Source organism: Kitasatospora sp. NPDC058048 (genome assembly GCF_042885555.1).
Classification (GTDB): Bacteria; Actinomycetota; Actinomycetes; order Streptomycetales; family Streptomycetaceae; genus Kitasatospora; species Kitasatospora lactacystinica.
This window is the reverse complement of record NZ_JBHVRT010000024.1, coordinates 38,427-55,776: the sequence shown is the minus strand read 5'-3', so window position 1 is coordinate 55,776 and position 17,350 is coordinate 38,427. Positions and strand designations below refer to the sequence as shown.

Annotated in this window: 16 protein-coding genes and 2 tRNA genes; 14 read left to right on the top strand and 4 right to left on the bottom strand. The window is 72.0% G+C overall.

Going from position 1 to position 17,350, the window contains the following annotated elements; all coding sequences use genetic code 11:
• Nucleotides 1–26 precede the first annotated feature (26 nt).
• The 3 genes from ACFVVA_RS24485 to ACFVVA_RS24475 all read left to right on the top strand — a co-directional run bounded on the left by ACFVVA_RS24485 (nucleotide 27) and on the right by ACFVVA_RS24475 (nucleotide 4,317).
• Nucleotides 27–1,421: a S8 family serine peptidase gene (locus ACFVVA_RS24485; RefSeq protein ID WP_387692619.1), complete on the top strand. Its 1,395-nt coding sequence runs from the start codon at nucleotides 27–29 to the stop codon at nucleotides 1,419–1,421.
• 72 nt (nucleotides 1,422–1,493) lie between these two features.
• On the top strand, nucleotides 1,494–2,786 hold the full coding sequence (locus ACFVVA_RS24480) for a S8 family serine peptidase (protein WP_387692617.1): 1,293 nt from the start codon (nucleotides 1,494–1,496) through the stop codon (nucleotides 2,784–2,786).
• A gap of 148 nt (nucleotides 2,787–2,934) precedes the next feature.
• Complete coding sequence (locus tag ACFVVA_RS24475; RefSeq protein ID WP_387692615.1) at nucleotides 2,935–4,317, top strand: MFS transporter; 1,383 nt, start codon at nucleotides 2,935–2,937, stop codon at nucleotides 4,315–4,317.
• A 51-nt stretch (nucleotides 4,318–4,368) separates the two neighbouring features.
• Here ACFVVA_RS24475 and ACFVVA_RS24470 read toward each other — a convergent pair whose 3' ends face one another.
• Nucleotides 4,369–4,965 carry a flavodoxin family protein gene (locus ACFVVA_RS24470; protein WP_387692613.1) on the bottom strand — a complete coding sequence of 199 codons (597 nt, stop codon included), beginning with the start codon at nucleotides 4,963–4,965 and terminating at the stop codon, nucleotides 4,369–4,371.
• Nucleotides 4,966–5,163: 198 nt separating this feature from the next.
• On the opposite strand from ACFVVA_RS24470, the gene ACFVVA_RS24465 reads away from it, so the two are divergent.
• The 5 genes from ACFVVA_RS24465 (at nucleotide 5,164) to ACFVVA_RS24445 (ending at nucleotide 9,238) form a co-directional block, all read left to right on the top strand.
• Entirely contained in the window at nucleotides 5,164–5,625 is a 462-nt protein-coding gene (locus tag ACFVVA_RS24465) for a winged helix-turn-helix transcriptional regulator (protein WP_387692611.1), read from the top strand.
• A gap of 170 nt (nucleotides 5,626–5,795) precedes the next feature.
• A tRNA-Thr gene (locus ACFVVA_RS24460) sits at nucleotides 5,796–5,868 on the top strand.
• A 173-nt stretch (nucleotides 5,869–6,041) separates the two neighbouring features.
• Entirely contained in the window at nucleotides 6,042–6,710 is a 669-nt protein-coding gene (locus ACFVVA_RS24455; RefSeq protein ID WP_387692609.1) for a LuxR C-terminal-related transcriptional regulator, read from the top strand.
• A gap of 141 nt (nucleotides 6,711–6,851) precedes the next feature.
• Nucleotides 6,852–7,829 (top strand): UDP-glucose 4-epimerase GalE, encoded by a 978-nt coding sequence (gene galE / locus ACFVVA_RS24450; protein ID WP_387692607.1) that lies wholly within the window; start codon nucleotides 6,852–6,854, stop codon nucleotides 7,827–7,829.
• Between the two features lie 329 nt (nucleotides 7,830–8,158).
• Nucleotides 8,159–9,238 (top strand): LuxR C-terminal-related transcriptional regulator, encoded by a 1,080-nt coding sequence (locus ACFVVA_RS24445; protein WP_387692605.1) that lies wholly within the window; start codon nucleotides 8,159–8,161, stop codon nucleotides 9,236–9,238.
• A 48-nt stretch (nucleotides 9,239–9,286) separates the two neighbouring features.
• Here ACFVVA_RS24445 and ACFVVA_RS24440 read toward each other — a convergent pair whose 3' ends face one another.
• Nucleotides 9,287–9,784, bottom strand: a complete 498-nt coding sequence (locus ACFVVA_RS24440) for a MarR family transcriptional regulator (RefSeq protein ID WP_360351434.1) — start codon at nucleotides 9,782–9,784, stop codon at nucleotides 9,287–9,289.
• A gap of 111 nt (nucleotides 9,785–9,895) precedes the next feature.
• Here ACFVVA_RS24440 and ACFVVA_RS24435 point away from each other — a divergent pair, with 111 nt between their 5' ends.
• Complete coding sequence (locus ACFVVA_RS24435; RefSeq protein ID WP_387692603.1) at nucleotides 9,896–10,693, top strand: methyltransferase domain-containing protein; 798 nt, start codon at nucleotides 9,896–9,898, stop codon at nucleotides 10,691–10,693.
• A 45-nt stretch (nucleotides 10,694–10,738) separates the two neighbouring features.
• Here ACFVVA_RS24435 and ACFVVA_RS24430 read toward each other — a convergent pair whose 3' ends face one another.
• Nucleotides 10,739–11,341 (bottom strand): TetR/AcrR family transcriptional regulator, encoded by a 603-nt coding sequence (locus ACFVVA_RS24430; RefSeq protein WP_359899730.1) that lies wholly within the window; start codon nucleotides 11,339–11,341, stop codon nucleotides 10,739–10,741.
• Nucleotides 11,342–11,553: 212 nt separating this feature from the next.
• Entirely contained in the window at nucleotides 11,554–12,612 is a 1,059-nt protein-coding gene (locus tag ACFVVA_RS24425; RefSeq protein WP_387692601.1) for an acyl-CoA desaturase, read from the bottom strand.
• Nucleotides 12,613–12,860: 248 nt separating this feature from the next.
• On the opposite strand from ACFVVA_RS24425, the gene ACFVVA_RS24420 reads away from it, so the two are divergent.
• The 5 genes from ACFVVA_RS24420 to pth all read left to right on the top strand — a co-directional run bounded on the left by ACFVVA_RS24420 (nucleotide 12,861) and on the right by pth (nucleotide 17,345).
• A tRNA-Gln gene (locus ACFVVA_RS24420) sits at nucleotides 12,861–12,931 on the top strand.
• A 143-nt stretch (nucleotides 12,932–13,074) separates the two neighbouring features.
• A complete protein-coding gene (gene glmU, locus ACFVVA_RS24415) occupies nucleotides 13,075–14,529 on the top strand; it encodes a bifunctional UDP-N-acetylglucosamine diphosphorylase/glucosamine-1-phosphate N-acetyltransferase GlmU (protein WP_387692599.1) in 1,455 nt (484 codons plus the stop codon).
• A 202-nt stretch (nucleotides 14,530–14,731) separates the two neighbouring features.
• Nucleotides 14,732–15,709 (top strand): ribose-phosphate diphosphokinase, encoded by a 978-nt coding sequence (locus ACFVVA_RS24410; RefSeq protein ID WP_387692597.1) that lies wholly within the window; start codon nucleotides 14,732–14,734, stop codon nucleotides 15,707–15,709.
• 280 nt (nucleotides 15,710–15,989) lie between these two features.
• On the top strand, nucleotides 15,990–16,577 hold the full coding sequence (locus tag ACFVVA_RS24405; RefSeq protein WP_387692595.1) for a 50S ribosomal protein L25/general stress protein Ctc: 588 nt from the start codon (nucleotides 15,990–15,992) through the stop codon (nucleotides 16,575–16,577).
• A 189-nt stretch (nucleotides 16,578–16,766) separates the two neighbouring features.
• Nucleotides 16,767–17,345: an aminoacyl-tRNA hydrolase gene (gene pth, locus ACFVVA_RS24400; RefSeq protein ID WP_387692593.1), complete on the top strand. Its 579-nt coding sequence runs from the start codon at nucleotides 16,767–16,769 to the stop codon at nucleotides 17,343–17,345.
• The last annotated feature ends 5 nt before the right edge of the window (nucleotides 17,346–17,350 follow it).

Below are 17,350 nucleotides of genomic sequence, written 5' to 3'. Positions count from 1 at the left end.
GACGGAGAGATTGACGAGGAGTTGTGATGGGGCGGACGGACGCGCGAGCGCGGTGGCGGGCTGCTGCTGCGGCACTTCTGGCGGCGGGAATCGTGGTCGGCCCGGTCGCAGCACCCGCGGTTGCCGATGGCTCGATCCGTGCCGATCAATGGCATCTCGATGCCATGCATGCCCCGGAGATGTGGAAGGTCTCCAAGGGGGAGAACGTCACCATTGCCGTGATCGACAGCGGCTTCAAGTTGGATCACCCGGATCTGGTCGGACAGTTCCTTCCGGGCAAGGACTTCAGTGGAAGTCCAGGTGGAGTCGGGTCCTATGCGGAGGATCACGGCACGCAGATGGCCAGCCTCATCGCGGGGTCCGGGAAGTCGGCCGGGGGCAAGGGCGCCTACGGCCTTGCCCCCGGTGCAAGGATCCTTCCTTTGAAGATTGCGAATGGGTCCGAGCATGCGGTGGTTTCGGCTGACTTCCTGGACCAGATCGGGCAGGCCGTGACGTATGCGGTCGAGCAAGGCGCCAAGGTCATCAGCATTTCGCAAGGGATGGCCGCTGTCACGACTTCTCCGGCCGATGTGGAGAAGTTGGGCAAGATCCTGGCGTGGGCTAGGGCAAAGGGATCGCTCGTGGTCGCCAGCGTGGGAAACTCCGGCGACAAGGGGAACATCGTCGAATACCCGGGTGGCCTATCCAATGTGGTCGGGGTGGGCGCCTCGGACCGGAACGGCACAGTCACCGCTGAGTCAGAGCGCGGACCGCAGGTTGCATTGGTCGCTCCCGGTGTGGACATGATCGGGGCCTGTGCAAGTCAGACTGGGTACTGCAAGGGGCATGGCACATCGGATGCGACCGCCATGGTTTCCGCATCGGCAGCTCTAGTGTGGTCGTTGCATCCGGACTGGACGGGAAACCAGGTCCTGCGGGTGCTCATCAATACCGCGGGGAAGGCGAATGACGGAGCCGGTCGCAACGACCTCATCGGTTACGGTGCGGTGCGCCCGCGCATTGCGCTGACGGATCCTGGGGATCCCGGTGCGGCGAACGTATCGCCGCTTCCGGCTGACGCGGCTGTGCCGTCGGCGCCTCCGTCGCCTTCGGCGAACGCGTCGGCTCCCGCGTCGTCGGCGCCGAGCCCGGCCGGGAGCCCGACCGATGTGGCCGCTGGTGCGCCGTCGGCGCAGCCGGAGACGGGGAAGTCGTCGGGTTCGAGCAGTGCGCTGCCGATCGTGGGGGGTGTGGCGGCCGGGTTGGTGCTGGTGGCAGGCGTGGCGTTCGCAGTGATGCGGCGTCGGAAGCCGGCTTCGCAGCCCGAGCCGGCTCAGGTCCCACCGGTACCGTCACAGCAGCCGATGGGGGCGGTGCCGTCGGCTCCGCCGTCCTACCAGCCGCCGGTGCCGCCGGAGGACAACCCGTACACGAGGTAGTTCACGTTGTTGGGGGAACGCGGGATGTGGGCTCGTCGGCTTGTGGCTCTTGGAGCTGCGAGCCTGTGTGTGGTGGGGACCGCGGTGACACCGGCCGCCGCCGATGGCTCGATTCGTGCCGCTCAGTGGCATCTGGACGCCATGCACGCTCCGGAGATGTGGAAGGTATCCACGGGGCAAGGGGTCACCGTTGCGGTGATCGACGGTGGCTTCAAGTTGGATCATCCAGATTTGGCGGGGCAGTTCCTGCCGGGGCAGGACTTCAGTGGGAGCCCTGGCGGGGTTGGCACGTACGGTGACCCCCACGGCACGCTGATGGCAGGTCTCATCGCGGGGACGGGAAAGGCCAACGGGGGCAAGGGTGCGTATGGATTGGCGCCCGGAGTAAAGATCCTCCCCTTGAAGATCAACAATGGTTCGGTGGGAAGCCTTGTCTCGGCCGACTTCCTGGGGCAGGTCGGGGAGGCTGTCAACTACGCCGTCGACCAGGGCGCCAAGGTCATCAGCATTTCTCAAGGGATGAACTCGGTAACCGCCACCCAGGAGAATGTGGCCAAGCTGAACCGCATCCTCGCGTCCGCGAGAGCGAAGGGTTCATTGGTCTTCGCAGCGGCGGGGAATGAGGCGCAGTCCGGGAACCCGATCGAATATCCGGGGGCTCTTCCGAACGTCGTCGGCATCGGCGCGATCGATCACAATGGAGCCGTGACGTCGGAATCCTCCTACGGGCCACAGGTGGCTCTTGTCGCCCCGGGGATGGACACGATCGGAGCCTGCACGACTTCGTCCGGCTACTGCAAAGGCCATGGAACATCGGACGCGACCGCACTGGCTTCCGCATCGGCGGCGTTGATCTGGTCGGCTCATCCGGAGTGGTCTCCTAACCAGATTCTGCGAGTTCTCATCAACACGGCGAGCAGGCCGAACGGGGGAACGGTCCGTACGGATGACGCCGGTTGGGGTGCGGTGCGGCCGCGTATCGCGTTGACGGATCCGGGGGATCCGGGCCCGGCGAACGTGTCGCCGCTGTCGGCCGATGCGGCTGCGCCGTCGGCGGTTCCGCAGCCGACGGCCAGTGCGTCCGCTCCTGCGTCGGCGGTGCCGGTTCCGTTGGAGACTCCGACCGATGTGGCCGCTGGTGCGCCGTCGGCGCAGCCGGAGGCGGGGAAGTCGTCGGGTTCGAGCAGCACGCTGCCGATCGTGGCGGGCGTGGCGGCCGGGTTGGTGCTGGTGGCGGGCGTGGTGTTCGTGGTGATGCGGCGTCGGAAGCCAGTCGCACAGCCGGAGTTGGTCCAGGTGCCGCCGCCGTCCCTGCCGTCCTACCAGTCGCCGGTGCCGCCGGAGGACAACCCGTACGCGAGGTAGTCGTCTGCGCGAGCAGGGCCGTGCGCGAAGGGCGCCAGGGAAGCCTGGCGCCCTTCGCGCGTGGTGGGGGCGCGAGGGCGGTGGGGGTGCGCCGGGGTCACTCGGGTGGCGGCTGGTGGGGTGGGGTGGGGGTGGTGAGGGTGGTGGTATGGATGCGGAGGATGCTGGGCGGGTCGGGCAGGTGCGGCGGGCGGCGGCTGCGGCGCTGATCGGGACGGCGATCGAGTTCTACGACTTCTTCCTTTACGGGACGGCGGCCGCGTTGGTGTTCGGGCCGGTGTTCTTTCCCGGGCTGGGCACGGTGGGGGCGTTGCTGGCGGCGTTCTCGGTGTACGCGGTGGCGTTTTTGGCCCGGCCAGTGGGGGCGGTGGTGTTCGGGCACTTCGGGGACCGGGTGGGGCGGCGGGCGACGTTGGTGGTGTCGTTGCTGCTGATGGGGCTGGCGACGGCGGGGGTGGGGCTGCTGCCGGGGTTCGGGGTGTGGGGGTGGTGGGCGCCGGCGGTGCTGGTGGTGCTGCGGGTGTGTCAGGGCGTCGGCCTGGGTGGGGAGTGGGGCGGGGCGGCGCTGCTGATCGCGGAGAACGCGCCGGCCGGGCGGCGGGGGCGGTACGGGGGGTTCCTGCAGCTGGGGCCGACGATCGGGTTCGTGCTGGCGAACGGGGTGTTCCTGGCGTTGCAACTCGTCCTGGACGAGGGGGAGTTCCGCGCGTGGGGTTGGCGGGTGCCGTTCCTGGCCTCGTTCGTCATGGTCGCGGTGGGGTTGTTCGTCCGGCTGCGGGTCGAGGAGTCGCCGCTGTTCCGGACGGGGGTGCGGCGGGAGCGGCTGCCGGTGCTGGAGGTGCTGCGCGAGCACTGGCGCCCGGTGTTGGCGGGCAGTGGGGCGATCACGGTGGGGTACGCGCTGTTCTACCTGACCACGACGTACGCCCTGGCGTACGCGACCACCGGGCTCGGGGTGGCGAGCACGCTGGTGCTGTCGATGCTGCTGGTCGGCGCGGCGGGCATGGCCGCGACGGTGTGGCTGAGTGCCTCGTGCAGTGACCGGTGGGGGCGGCGGCGGACGCTGCGGTGGGCGACGGGCCTGGCCGCGGTCTGGTCGCTGGTGCTGTTCCCGCTGCTGGAGACGGTGAGCCGGCCGCTGATGTTCGTGGCGCTGGCGGGGGCGATGGTGGTGCTGGGCGCCATGTTCGGGCCGTTGGCGGCGTTCCTGCCGGAGCTGTTCCCGACGCGGGTGCGCTACACGGGCGCGGCGTTGACGTACAACCTGGGCGGGGTGGTCGGCGGGGCGACGACGCCGCTGGTGGCCACCCGGCTGACCGGGGCGTACGGGACGGCGCAGCCGGTGGGCTGGTACCTGGCGGTGCTGGGTGTGCTGGCCCTGGGGTGTCTGCGGATGCTGCCGGAGAACACCGGCGCGGAGCTCGGGTCGGTGGGCGGCTCGGTGGACGGGTCGGTGGACGGCCTGGCGGACGGGTCCGCGGACGGCGAACGCCGCCGGGCGCCCCGGTTGGGGGCGGACCCGGCGGCGTAGGCAGCCGTGGGCGGGCTTGGTCGCCCGTGGGCGGACGCGGTCGCCCGGGGCTCAGCCGGCCAGGGCGGCGCGGCCGGCCAGCACGACGGCGGTGTGCCGGGCGACGCGCTCACCGAGGTGCTCGGCGGTGGCGATGTCGGACTTGTGGACGGCCTCCGGGCCGGCGTCGGACGGGGAGGAGGCGGCGGCGCCGTTGAAGAAGCCGAGCCGGTTGAGGTCGTCCTCGGAGGCGGTGGTGGCGTTCCAGCCGGGCTTGAGGCCGAGGTTGACCCAGCTCATGCCGTGCTGGGCGGCGAGGGTCTGGAAGAAGGCGAGGGTGCCGGCCTTGTCGCCGCTCTTGGAGGCGGAGTTGGTGAAGCCGGCCGCGACCTTGTCCTTCCAGGCGTCGGTGAACCAGCGCTTGCTGGTGGCCTCGGCGAAGACGTGGAAGGCGCCGGAGGCGGTGCCCATGTAGGTGGGGGAGCCGAAGACGATCGCGTCGGCGGCGTCCAGCTGCGCCCACTGCTCCTCGGTGATGGTGTCGACGGCGATCGAGAGGACCTCGGCACCTGCGGCGGCGGCGCCGCGGGCGACGGCCTCGGCGATCACGGCGGTGTGGCCGTAGCCGGAGTGGTAGGCGAGGGCGACGGTCGGACGGACGGCGGTCATGCGGCACTCCTGGGGGACGGGCGCGGGCCGGCGGAGGCCAGCGGGCAGGCATGGGGACGGGACGGGGCAGGGCAGAGCAGGGCAGAGCCGGGCGCACCGTGATGGCCCGCGGCCCCGGCCTCGGCTGGTCTCCAATATAGACCAGGTCTCTATTGGTTACCAAGGGTGGATTGGAGACCTCGGGACTACCCTGGAGGCATGACGACGGAGGAAGCGGCCCGGGTCCGGCCCGGACAGCCCGCGGAGCAGGACGAGCGGGACGAGCAGGACGAGCGGGAAGGTCGGGATGGGCAGGAGTACGACGTGTTCGCCCGGCTCTGTCCCAGTCGCGACGTGTTCGCGGAGCTGGCCGACAAGTGGTCGATGCTGATCCTGATGAGCCTCCTCGGCTGCGGGCCGCAGCGCTTCTCCGAACTCCAGCGCGGGGTCGGCGGGGTCAGTCGCAAGATGCTCACCCAGTCCCTGCGCAACCTGGAGCGCAGTGGACTGGTGCTCCGTACGGTCTTCCCGGAGACGCCGCCGCGAGTGGTCTACGACCTGCTGCCGCTCGGTCGTGAACTGGCCGAGCTGCTCGCGCCGGTCGGCCGGTGGACGGAGCATCGCGCCGGGCGGATGGTGGTGGCCCGCGAGGAGTTCGACGCGGCCCACGGCGAGGACTGAGCCGGCCGCGGCGGGGCCAGGACCGCTCCGCGGCGCGGGCCGGATCGCCCGCGGCGGGGTCGGGACCGGCGGAGTGCTCCGGGTGGAGGCCGATTTCCCTTCCCGGCCCGGAGCCGTGTAATGTCTTCCTTGTTCGAGCGGCCGGGAGAAACACCCGGGCAAGCGAGCAAGCCCCTATAGCTCAGTCGGTAGAGCGTCTCCATGGTAAGGAGAAGGTCTGCGGTTCGATTCCGCATGGGGGCTCAACTGAAAGACCCTCGCCTGGCGGCGGGGGTCTTTCGCGTTCTCCGGCCGGTTCCGTGCCGCCGATACGCCCCGGCCTAGCGGGTCGGGTACGGAATGCGCTGTGATGGTGCGTCATCGGCCGCCCGCCCGAGGGGTGCGGGCGCGAGCCGGACCCCGACCTGGAGGGCGTCATGGGTGTTCGACTCGTGGTGGTGGACGACCACCGGCTGCTGGCCGAGGCGCTGGCCACCGCACTTCAACTGCGAGGCCACCGGGTGCTCGCGGTCGGTTCCCCGGCTGCGGTCGCCGCCGATCTGGTGGTCGGACGGCGGCCCGAGGTCTGTCTGCTGGGGGTGGCCGCGCCGGGGGAGTCGGGGGCCTTCGACGGGTTGCGCCGGATCCGCCGGGAGCGTCCCGAGGTGGCCGTGATCGTGCTCGGTCCCGTGGGTGAACTGCGCGGAGTGGCAGGGGCGTTCGCGGCCGGTGCGGCCGGGTACGTGCCCAGCGACGAGCGGATCGAGGTGGTCGAGCGGGCCATCGGGCGGGCGCGCGCGGGCGAGGCCGCGGTCGCGGTGGACATTCTGCGCGGGGCCTTCGACCAGCTGCTGCGCCCGGCGGTCGAGCCGGACGACGAGGCCGTCCGGCTGCTGCGGCTGCTGACCCGCCGTGAGGTGCAGGTGCTGGCCCGGATCGCGGACGGCGAGGACACCGCGGCGATCGCCTCCGGGATGCGGATCGCCGCGAGCACCGCCCGGACGCACGTCCAGCGGGTGCTGATGAAGCTCGGCGCGCGGACCCGCCTGGAGGCGGCCGCGGTGGCGGCGCGCACCGGCCTGCTGGAGCGGATGGCCGGCGGCTGAGGACTTGGTGAGAAGGCTGGAAGCAGTCGCCCGTGTGGCGCGGAGCACCCCGGTGGCATTGGGAGAATGACCCCAGTCGTACGCATTCCGTCGATGGCTTCCGCTCGAACGGGCGGACCGTCGTTCGCTGGAGGTCGCAACATGAGTAAGTACCTGGTCACGGGTGGCGCCGGCTACGTCGGCAGTGTGGTTGCCGCCCACCTGCTGGAGGCGGGTCACCGGGTGACCGTCCTGGACGACCTCTCCACCGGTTTCCGCGAGGGTGTCCCGGCCGGTGCCGAGTTCGTCGAGGGCCGGATCCAGGAGGCCGACAAGGTGCTGGACGGCTCCTTCGACGGCGTGCTGCACTTCGCCGCGTCCTCGCAGGTCGGCGAGTCGGTCGCGGACCCGGAGAAGTACTGGCGCAACAATGTGGCCGGTTCGCTGGAGCTGATCAGCGCGATGCGCGCGTCGGGTGTGCGCAAGCTGGTGTTCTCCTCCACCGCCGCCACCTACGGCGAGCCGGAGGCCGTGCCGATCGCCGAGACCGCCCGCACCGCGCCGACCAACACCTACGGCGCCACCAAGCTCGCCGTGGACCACCTGATCACCGGTGAGGCCGTCGCCCACGGCCTGGCCGCCGTCTCGCTGCGCTACTTCAACGTGGCCGGTGCGTACGGCAGTTCGTCCGGTGTCGCGTTCGGTGAGCGGCACGACCCCGAGTCGCACCTGATTCCGCTGGTCTTCCAGGCCGCGCTGGGGCAGCGTCCGCACATCGCGGTGTACGGCGACGACTACCCGACCCCGGACGGCACCTGCATCCGGGACTACATCCACGTCGCCGACCTGGCCGAGGCGCACCTGCTGGCGCTGGACGCGGCCGAGCCGGGCGAGCACCTGATCTGCAACCTGGGCAACGGCAGCGGCTTCTCGGTGCACGAGGTGATCGAGTCGGTCCAGCGCGTCACCGGCCGGGAGATCCCGGTGCGGGTCGAGGGCCGCCGGGCCGGTGACCCGGCGGTGCTGGTGGCCTCGGCCGCCCGTGCCCACGAGACGCTGGGCTGGACCCCGCGCCGCTCGAACCTGGACGAGATCGTCGCCGACGCCTGGAAGTTCACCCTGGCGAAGAACGGCGGGTGAGTGACGGCCGGTGAGCAGCGGCCGGCGGGCGACGGCCGGACCGGCCGCCGCGGGGTGTCGCTCCAGGGGCCTCCAGGGGCCTCCGGGAGCGGCGCCCGGAACGGCCCCGGACGGTCCAAGTCCGGCCACTCACGCATCTTCTGACGAAACTTCACCGAATCGCCACGAGCGCGTTTCCCGCCCCGTAGGCTGAGTGCGGTACCGGTGGGGGCCGGCGACCGTTCGGCCTCACCGGCCACCGGTGGGCGGGCGGAACGGCGGGTCCGGAACGTGGATGCCGGGCCGGTTCCCGTCCCCGGGCTCGGGCGGTCTGAGCAGGGGGAGGGACTATGGGGCGGATTCGCGTCCTGGTGGTCGACGACCACCGGATCTTCGCCGAGGCGCTGGCCGCGGCACTGGCCGCCGAGCCGGACGTGGAGGTGGGGGCGGCGGGCAGCGCGGCCGCCGCCGAGCGGGCCTTGGAGCGCGCGGCCGGCGAGGGCCGGGCCTACGACGTGGCACTGATCGACGCCGACCTCGGCGTCGAGGCGTCGGGTGTCGGCACCGCCGCCGGTGCGGCCGGGCCGATCGGAACAGCGGGCCCGGCCGGATTACCCGGCGGGCCCGGAGCCGCGGGTCCGTACGGAGGCGCCGGTTCGCACGGCGCGTCGGGAGTGCTGGGAGCACCGGCAGCACCGGGAGTCGGGGCGCACGCCCGCCGCCGGCCGGCCGCGGAGCACGGCGACGAGGCCCGGCGCGGTCGTGCCGCCCCGCCCGTGCCGCAGCCGCGCCGGGCGGCCGTACCGCCGGGGCTGCCGGTTCCGCTGTCGGGCGGCCTGCCGCCGGTCGCCCGGTCCGCGGTGGATCCGCTGCGGGGCGACCAGCTCAGACCTTCCGCCCAGCCGCCCGACGGCATCACCCTGCTGGCCCGCCTCCGCCGCGCCCATCCCGGACTGCGCGCGATCGTCCTGGCCACCGCCGACGACCCGCACCGCGCCGCCCGCGCCCTGCATGCGGGCGCCACCGGCTGGGTGGCGAAGGAGAGTTCGCTGGCCCGGCTGCTCGCGGTGGTCCGGGGCGTGCTGCGGGACGAGACGCACCTGCCGCCCGCGCTGCTCACCGGGGTGATCCGCGAGCTCACCACTGCCCGGCGGGACCGCACCGAGAGCGAGCGGCTGGTGGACACCCTGACCCCGCGGGAGAAGCAGATCCTGCGCTGCATGGTCGCGGGTCTCGGCCGGCAGGCCGTCGCGGAGCGGCTCTACCTGTCGCCGCACACCGTCCGGACGCACATGCAGAACGTGCTGGGCAAGCTCGGGGTGCACTCCACGCTGGCGGCCGTCGCGGTCGCCCGCCGGGCCGGGGTCAGCCCGGCCGAGCCGGCCGTGCCCCCGCCGCCCTCGGTGGTCGGCACCGTCGAACGGCCCTGAGCCGGGACCTGCGAGGCGGGCCCACGGGCCGGGAGCCGGGGGTCGTCGTCAGCCCGGGATGTTGTCGAACGGGGCGACCAGCAGCCGCAGCAGCGCGGCGAGTTCGGTCTGCTGGCCGGAGGTGAGCTGGGCGAGCAGTTCGCGCTCGTGCGCGAGCAGTCCGGCGAGCGCCTGGTCGGCGCGGTCGCGGCCGTCGTCGGTGAGCCGGACCAGTACGCCGCGCCGGTCGTCCGGGTCGGGCAGGCGCTTGACCAGGCCCTTGCCGGTGAGCCGGTCGATCCGGTTGGTCATGGTGCCGGAGGTGACGAGGGTCTGGGTGAGCAGCTGGCCGGGGGAGAGCTGGTAGGGGGAGCCGGCCCGCCGAAGGGCGGTCAGGACGTCGAACTCCCAGGGCTCCAGGCCGTGCTCGGCGAAGGCGGTGCGGCGGGCGCGGTCCAGGTGCCGGGCGAGCCGGCTGACCCGGCTGAGCACCTCCAGCGGCTCCACGTCGAGGTCGGGGCGCTCCCGGCGCCATGCTGCGACCAGCCTGTCGACCTCGTCCTCCATGACGATCAGTGTATCGGTGGATGTGTCGATGTGAAGTCTCTTGACGTCGAGAAATGTGCCAGAGAGGCTACCGCGAGATATCTTGATGTCGAGATACATGCGAGGTGAACCATGACCACCCCCGTCTGGGACCCGGCGCAGTACCTGCGCTTCGCCGACGAACGCACCCGCCCGCTGCGCGACCTGCTCGCCCGCGTCCCCGCCCTCCCGCACCCCGGTGCCGAGGTGATCCTGGACATCGGATGCGGCCCCGGCAACTCCACCGCCGTGCTGCGCGAGCGCTGGCCGCGGGCCCGCCTCACCGGCGTCGACAACTCCGCCCCGATGCTGGCCACCGCCCGCAGCGAGGGTGAGCCCGACGCCGAGTACCTGCTCGCCGACGCCCGCGACTACGACCCGGCCCCGGCCGGGCCCGACCTGATCGTCTCCAACGCCACCCTCCAGTGGGTGGACGGACACCTGGCGCTGCTGCCGCGCTGGGCGGACGCCCTCGGACCCGGCGGGGTGCTCGCCTTCCAGGTGCCCGGCAACTTCGACGCCCCCAGTCACACCCTGCTCGCCGACCTGCGCCGCAGCGCCCGCTGGCGGGACGCGCTCGGCGAGGAGGCCGTACGGGCCGGCGTCCATCCGCCCGAGCGCTACCTCGACGCCCTGGCCGCCGCCGGCTGCCTCCCGGATGTGTGGGAGACCACCTACCTGACCCTTCTGCCGGGGCCGGACCCGGTCCTGGAATGGGTCAAGGGCACCGCGCTGCGCCCGGTCCTCACCCGGCTCGCCGACCCGGCGGACCGGGCGGCCTTCCTGGCCGAGTACGGGCGGCTGCTGCGCGAGGCCTATCCGGCCGGGCCGCACGGGACGGTGTTCCCGTTCCGGCGGATCTTCGCCGTGGGGACCGGGCGGTCGGGCTGAGCCGGGCGTGCCGTGGCCGGGCCGGGGCGTTCCGGCCCCGGCCGGTCAGGCCGTGCGCTCGCCGACCAGCCGCGGGTGCCGCTCCAGGCCCTCCAGCCCGTGCCAGGCGAGGTTCACCAGGTGCGCCGCCACCGTCGCCTTGTCCGGCTTGCGGACCTCCAGCCACCACTGCCCGGTCAGCGCGACCATCCCGACCAGCATCTGCGAGTACATCGGGGCCAGCCGGGCGTCGAAGCCGCGGGACTTGAACTCCAGGCCCAGGATGTCCTCGACCTGCGTGGCAATGTCGCTGATCAGCGAGGCGAAGGTGCCGGTCGACTGGGCGACCGGGGAGTCCCGGACCAGGATCCGGAAGCCGTCCGTCGAGGTGTCGATGTAGTCCATCAGCGCGAAGGCCGCCTGCTCCAGCAGCTCGCGCGAGTGCCCGCCGGTCAGGGCCCCGGTCACCATGTCCAGCAGCAGCTGCATCTCGCGGTCGACGACCACCGCGTACAGCCCCTCCTTGCCGCCGAAGTGCTCGTACACCACGGGCTTGGACACTCCGGCGCGCTCGGCGATCTCCTCCACCGAGGTGCCGTCGTAGCCGCGTTCGGCGAAGACCGTCCGGCCGATCTCCAGCAGCTGCTCGCGCCGCTGCTTGCCGGTCATCCGGACCCGGCCGCCCCGGCGGCGCGGGGCCGCGGTCGAGCCGCCGCCGGCGCCCCGGTCCGGACCGCTGTCGCCGGTGCCGGCCGCCGGTGCAGCGGCCCGTGGACGGGCCGGCGCCGTGGCGGGCGCCGCGTCCGTCCGCGTGCCGTGGTGACCGCCTGTGCTGTCTGCGCTGCTCCCGTTCACCCCTACATCATGCTGGAAGCGCCGCCTCATGCGGCGCGGCGGGCGGCGATCCGCTGCGCGTCCGGCCAGCGGACGTCCCGGACCCAGCCGGCCAGCTCGAACCAGCGGATCAGCCGGGCCGAGGAGTCGATCTGCCCGCGCAGCACCCCGTGCCGGGCCGCGGTCGGGTCTGCGTGGTGCAGGTTGTGCCAGGACTCCCCGCAGGAGAGCACGGCGAGCCACCAGACGTTGCCGGAGCGGTCCCGGGAGCGGAACGGGCGGCGGCCGACGGCGTGGCAGATCGAGTTGATCGACCAGGTGACGTGGTGCAGCAGCGCCACCCGGACCAGCGAACCCCAGAAGAAGGCGGAGAGCGCCCCCTCCCAGGACAGGCTCACCAGGCCGCCGATCAGCGCGGGCAGCAGCAGCGAGATGGTGGTCCAGAGCCAGAACAGCCGGGAGATCCGCCTTATGGCCGGGTCGCGCACCAGGTCGGGGGCGTACGTGGCCTGCGAGGTCTGCTCCTCGTCGAACATCCAGCCCATGTGGGCCCACCACAGGCCCTTCATCAGCGCCGGGACGCTCTCTCCGTAGCGCCACGGCGAGTGCGGGTCGCCGTCCTTGTCGCTGAACCGGTGGTGCTTGCGGTGGTCGGCCACCCAGCGCACCAGCGGGCCCTCGACCGCGAGGCTCCCGGCGATCGCCAGCGCCAGGCGCATCGGGCGGTTGGCCTTGAAGGCGCCGTGGGTGAAGTAGCGGTGGTAGCCGATGGTGATGCCGTGGCAGGTGAGGTAGTACATCGCGACGGTGATCGCGAGGTCCGTCCAGCCCAGTCCCCACCCCCAGGCCACCGGGACGGCGGCGACCAGGGCGGTGAACGGCACGAGGATGAACAGGGAGAGCGCGATCCGCTCGGCCAGGCCCTGTTTCTCCCCGCCGCGGGTGGCGGACAGCCGGGTGGCCGCGGCGTCGGCGTCGGCGGTCCCGACGGTCCGGGTGATCGGGGCCGGTTCGGCCGGACCGGTGGGATCGGCGGGATCGGAGTCGGAGGACGGGGTGCGGGACGCGGCGTTCCCCGCGCGCGTCTCGCCGGCCTGGATGGTCATGGGGGTCCCTTTGCGGCGTCCCGGAGCGGGAGGGAAGCGGAGCTACGTTGGCGTAACCTACGGCATCGTAGGTTGCGCTCCGTGTCCAGGGGAACACTCCGCCGCGCGGCGCTTGAGTGAATTCACCCGACTGGATGGATGAACCGGGGGCCCGGCGCGTTCGGTCGCCGGGGGCGTAATCGGGCCCGCGGATCGACGCAAGTCGATACCCACGGCAGGGCCCTCTCCGGTAGGGTCTGACACGACTGTCCGCCGTGGTGTAATGGCAGCACAGGGCCCTTTGGAGGCCTTTGTCTGGGTTCGAATCCTAGCGGCGGAGCCTCTGCACGCCTCGGGTTCGGGCGTTTTCCCTCGCGCCGGTATTGTCGGTGCTGCTCGGCGGACTGTGCGAATGGCGACCGGCCTGGGTCCGGGCCGGGCCTGCTCTGCCCTCTCTGTGAACTTACCGAGGAGCCTCCCCGCATGGGTGCCAATTCGCTTGCCGCCGTTGTCGTGCTCGCCGCCGGTGGCGGGACCCGGATGAAGTCGAACAAGCTGCCCAAGGTGCTGCACGAGGTGTGCGGGCGCTCGCTGGTGGGTCACGCGGTCTCGGCGGCCCGGGAGCTGACGCCCGGCCAGCTGGTCGTGGTGGTCGGCCACCAGCGCGAGCAGGTCGAGGCGCACCTGGCGGAGCACTACCCGGCCACCCGCACCGCGGTGCAGGTGGAGCAGAACGGCACCGGGCACGCGGTGCGCACCGCGCTGGAGTCGCTGGCAGCCGACGGCGTGGCGCTGGACGGCACGGTCATCGTCACCGCCGGCGACTCGCCGCTGCTGACCGGGGAGACCCTGCGCCGGCTGGCCGACGCGCACATCGCCCAGCAGAACGGCGTCACCGTGCTGACCGCCGTCGTCCCGGAGCCCTTCGGCTACGGCCGCATCCTGCGGGACGAGGACGGCACCGTCGCCGCGATCGTCGAGGAGCGGGACGCCAGCGCCACCCAGCGCGCGATCACCGAGATCAACTCCGGCGTCTTCGCCTTCGACGCCAAGCTGCTCACCGCGGCGCTGGGCGAGCTCACCACGGACAACTCGCAGGGCGAGGAGTACCTGACCGACACCCTGGAGATCCTGCGCAAGGCGGGTCACCGGGTCGGCGCCGTGGTGGCCGAGGACCACCGGGACATCCTGGGCATCAACGACCGGGTCCAGCTGGCGCAGGCCCGCCGGCTGCTGAACGACCGCCTGCTGGAGCGGGCGATGCGCGATGGCGTCACCGTGGTGGACCCGGCGACCACCTGGTTCGACGTGCAGGTCAGCTACGAGCCGGACGCCGTGGTGCTGCCGAACACCCAGCTCCAGGGCGCCACGCACCTGGGCGAGGGCTGCGAGGTCGGCCCGAACTCGACCCTCAAGGACACCCTGGTCGGCGCCGGCGCCCGGGTGAGCAACACCACGGCCGACCGCGCCGAGGTGGGCGAGCTGGCCACCGCCGGTCCGTACGCCTACCTGCGGCCCGGCGCCAGGCTGGCCCGCAAGGCGAAGGTCGGCACCTACGTCGAGGTGAAGAACTCCGAGCTGGGCGAGGGCGCCAAGGTGCCGCACCTGTCCTACATCGGCGACGCGACGATCGGCGAGGGCACCAACGTCGGCGCGGCCTCGGTCACCGTGAACTACGACGGCGTGAACAAGCACCGCACGGTCATCGGCGCGCACTGCCGCACCGGCTCGGACAACATGTTCATCGCGCCGGTCACCATCGGTGACGGCGCCTACACCGCCGCCGGCTCGGTGATCACCGGTGACGTCCCGGCCGGGGCACTCGGTGTGAGCCGGGCCACGCAGCGCAACATCGACGGCTGGGTCGAGCGCAAGCGCCCCGGAACGGCATCCGCGCAGGCCGCGCAGGCTGCGGCGGACGGCGCCGAGCAGGCCTGAGCGGCCGGGCCGGGGGGCCGGGGGCGGTCCCGAGGCGGACGGTTTCTGCGCGGGCGCGTAACCTTGGGGACATACGTGCGCCACTGGGCTTACCGCCCGTGTCCAGGCGTACCGACAATTCCCCTACCCGTGCCACGAGCGGGCCCTGCCTGCCCGCCACCGGGTCGAGGGTTCAGCGTTCGCAACGCGAGGAGACGGTGCAGTGAGCGGGATCACGACGTCGGGTGAGAAGAAGCTGAAGCTCTTCTCCGGCCGTGCCCACCCGGAGCTGGCGGGGGAGGTGGCCGCGGCACTCGGGACCGAGCTGGTCCCCACCAAGGCCCTGGACTTCGCCAACGGCGAGATCTACGTCCGCTTCCTGGACTCCGCGCGCGGCGCGGACTGCTTCGTGATGCAGAGCCACACGGCTCCCATCAACCAGTGGATCATGGAGCAGCTGATCATGATCGATGCTCTGAAGCGGGCCTCCGCCAAGAGCATCACCGCGATCCTGCCGTTCTACGGCTACGCCCGCCAGGACAAGAAGCACCTCGGCCGCGAGCCCATCTCGGCCCGGCTGATCGCCGACCTGCTGCGCCAGGCCGGTGCGGACCGCCTGATGGCCGTGGACCTGCACACCGCGCAGATCCAGGGCTTCTTCGACGGCCCGGTGGACCACCTGTTCGCGCTGCCGCTGCTGGCCGACTACATCGGCGGGAAGGTCGACCGCTCCAAGCTGACGGTCGTCTCGCCGGACGCCGGCCGGGTGAAGGTCGCCGACCAGTGGTGCGACCGGCTGGACGCCCCGCTGGCGATCATCCACAAGCGCCGCGACATCACCCAGGCCAACACCATCCTGTCGGCCGACGTCGTCGGTGACGTCGAGGGCCGGGTCTGCGTGCTGGTCGACGACATGATCGACACCGCCGGCACCATCTGCGCCGCGGCCGACGCGCTGTTCGACAACGGCGCCGCGGACGTCGTCGTCGCCGCCACCCACGGTGTCCTCTCCGGCCCGGCCGCGGACCGGCTGAAGAACTCGCGGGTCAGCGAGTTCGTGTTCACCAACACGCTGCCCACCCCGGCGGAGCTCCAGCTGGACAAGATCACCACCCTCTCCATCGCCCCGTCGATCGCCGCCGCGATCCGCGAGGTCTTCGAGGAGGGCTCGGTGACCAGCCTCTTCGAGGGTGTGCACTGACGAAGGCCCGTGCAGGCGGCCCCGGTCCGGACGGACCGGGGCCGCCGCCGATTTCGCGGGAGGCCGCAGGTGCGGTTAGACTCGTGAAACTGCTCGGCGAGGGATGCCGTGTGCCCGTTCGACGGGTGCCCGATCCGTGATCGACGCGCTGCCGGTGCCGGACTCCCGTCCGCCCGGCAGGCCGTTGCCGCCGAGTGACCCCCGAACGTACTGAGGGTGTGGTCCCGGCGGTTTTTCGCGTTGCCTGCACCCCCGCGCCATTTCCACGAGGAGTGCAGTCGTGTCCGAGATCCGTATTGCCGCTGAGACCCGTTCCGAGTTCGGCAAGGGTGCCGCCCGTCGTGCCCGCCGCGCCGGCTTCGTCCCCGGTGTCGTCTACGGCCACGGCCACGCCCCGGTTCACCTGAACCTGCCCGGCCACGACCTGATGATGGCCCTGAAGACCCCGAACGCCCTGCTGGTCGTGCCGATCGAGGGCAAGGACGAGTACGTGCTGCCGAAGGCCGTCCAGCGCGAGGCCATCAAGCGCACCATCGAGCACGTCGACCTGCTGCTGGTCAAGCGCGGCGAGAAGGTCACCGTCGAGATCCCGGTCCACACCGAGGGCGAGCTGGCCCCGGGCGGCAACCTGGTGGAGCACGTCCTGCAGTCCCTGCCGATCGAGGCCGAGGCCACCCACCTGCCCGAGTCGGTCACCGTCTCCGTCGAGGGCCTGGAGGCCGGCGCCTCCATCCACGCCAAGGACATCGTCCTGCCGGCCAACGTCTCGCTGGCCGTCGACGCCGACGCCGTCGTGCTGCAGGTCATCGCCGCCCAGGCCGCCCCGGTCGAGGACGAGGCCGCCGAGGCCGAGGGCACCGAGGCCTGAGCCTCCTGACGCCCAATAGCTGAGACCGCTGCCCCGGTCGCTCCCGCTGGAGCGACCGGGGCAGCGGTGTGTCCGGGATGATGACGTCGAGCGCGAAGGCGAGGAGAGAAGCGTGAGCGAGCGCAGCGAGCGAGCCATGGAGAGGTGCGCGGTCCGCGAAGCGGCCGCCGAGCGCAGCGAGGTGGGCGCATGAGCGAGGACTACGACGGCCCCTGGCTGGTGGTGGGGCTGGGCAACCCCGGGGATCAGTACGCCCGGAACCGGCACAACATCGGCTTCATGGTGGTGGACCTGCTGGCGCAGCGGATGGGCGCCAGGTTCAAGGCGCACAAGAGCCGGGCGCAGGTGGCCGAGGGACGGCTGGCGGGCAAGCGGGTGGTGCTGGCCAAGCCGATGTCCTTCATGAACCTCTCCGGCGGGCCGGTGACGGCGCTGCGCGACTTCTACAAGGCGCCGGCCTCGGCGCTGATCGCGGTCCACGACGAGCTGGACATCGACTACGCGGCGCTGCGGCTGAAGCTGGGCGGCGGGGACAACGGCCACAACGGCCTGAAGTCGATCACCAAGTCGCTGGGCCCGGACTACCACCGGGTGCGCTGCGGGATCGGCCGTCCGCCGGGCCGGATGGAGGTCGCGGACTTCGTGCTGAAGGACTTCTCCTCGACCGAGCGCAAGGAGCTGGAGTGGTTCGTGGACCGCTCGGCGGACGCGGTGGAGGCGCTGCTGTCCGAGGGGCTGGAGCGGGCCCAGGGCACGTACAACTCCTGATCGCC

What these genes read in the sequence shown, in the direction of transcription:
- ACFVVA_RS24485 (WP_387692619.1), top strand. Translation starts at nt 27, where the DNA reads ATGGGGCGGACGGACGCGCGAGCGCGGTGGCGGGCTGCTGCTGCGGCA.
- ACFVVA_RS24475 (WP_387692615.1), top strand. Translation starts at nt 2,935, where the DNA reads ATGGATGCGGAGGATGCTGGGCGGGTCGGGCAGGTGCGGCGGGCGGCG.
- ACFVVA_RS24470 (WP_387692613.1), bottom strand. Translation starts at nt 4,965, where the DNA reads ATGACCGCCGTCCGTCCGACCGTCGCCCTCGCCTACCACTCCGGCTAC.
- ACFVVA_RS24465 (WP_387692611.1), top strand. Translation starts at nt 5,164, where the DNA reads ATGACGACGGAGGAAGCGGCCCGGGTCCGGCCCGGACAGCCCGCGGAG.
- ACFVVA_RS24455 (WP_387692609.1), top strand. Translation starts at nt 6,042, where the DNA reads ATGGGTGTTCGACTCGTGGTGGTGGACGACCACCGGCTGCTGGCCGAG.
- galE (WP_387692607.1), top strand. Translation starts at nt 6,852, where the DNA reads ATGAGTAAGTACCTGGTCACGGGTGGCGCCGGCTACGTCGGCAGTGTG.
- ACFVVA_RS24445 (WP_387692605.1), top strand. Translation starts at nt 8,159, where the DNA reads ATGGGGCGGATTCGCGTCCTGGTGGTCGACGACCACCGGATCTTCGCC.
- ACFVVA_RS24440 (WP_360351434.1), bottom strand. Translation starts at nt 9,784, where the DNA reads ATGGAGGACGAGGTCGACAGGCTGGTCGCAGCATGGCGCCGGGAGCGC.
- ACFVVA_RS24435 (WP_387692603.1), top strand. Translation starts at nt 9,896, where the DNA reads ATGACCACCCCCGTCTGGGACCCGGCGCAGTACCTGCGCTTCGCCGAC.
- ACFVVA_RS24430 (WP_359899730.1), bottom strand. Translation starts at nt 11,341, where the DNA reads ATGACCGGCAAGCAGCGGCGCGAGCAGCTGCTGGAGATCGGCCGGACG.
- ACFVVA_RS24425 (WP_387692601.1), bottom strand. Translation starts at nt 12,612, where the DNA reads ATGACCATCCAGGCCGGCGAGACGCGCGCGGGGAACGCCGCGTCCCGC.
- glmU (WP_387692599.1), top strand. Translation starts at nt 13,075, where the DNA reads ATGGGTGCCAATTCGCTTGCCGCCGTTGTCGTGCTCGCCGCCGGTGGC.
- pth (WP_387692593.1), top strand. Translation starts at nt 16,767, where the DNA reads ATGAGCGAGGACTACGACGGCCCCTGGCTGGTGGTGGGGCTGGGCAAC.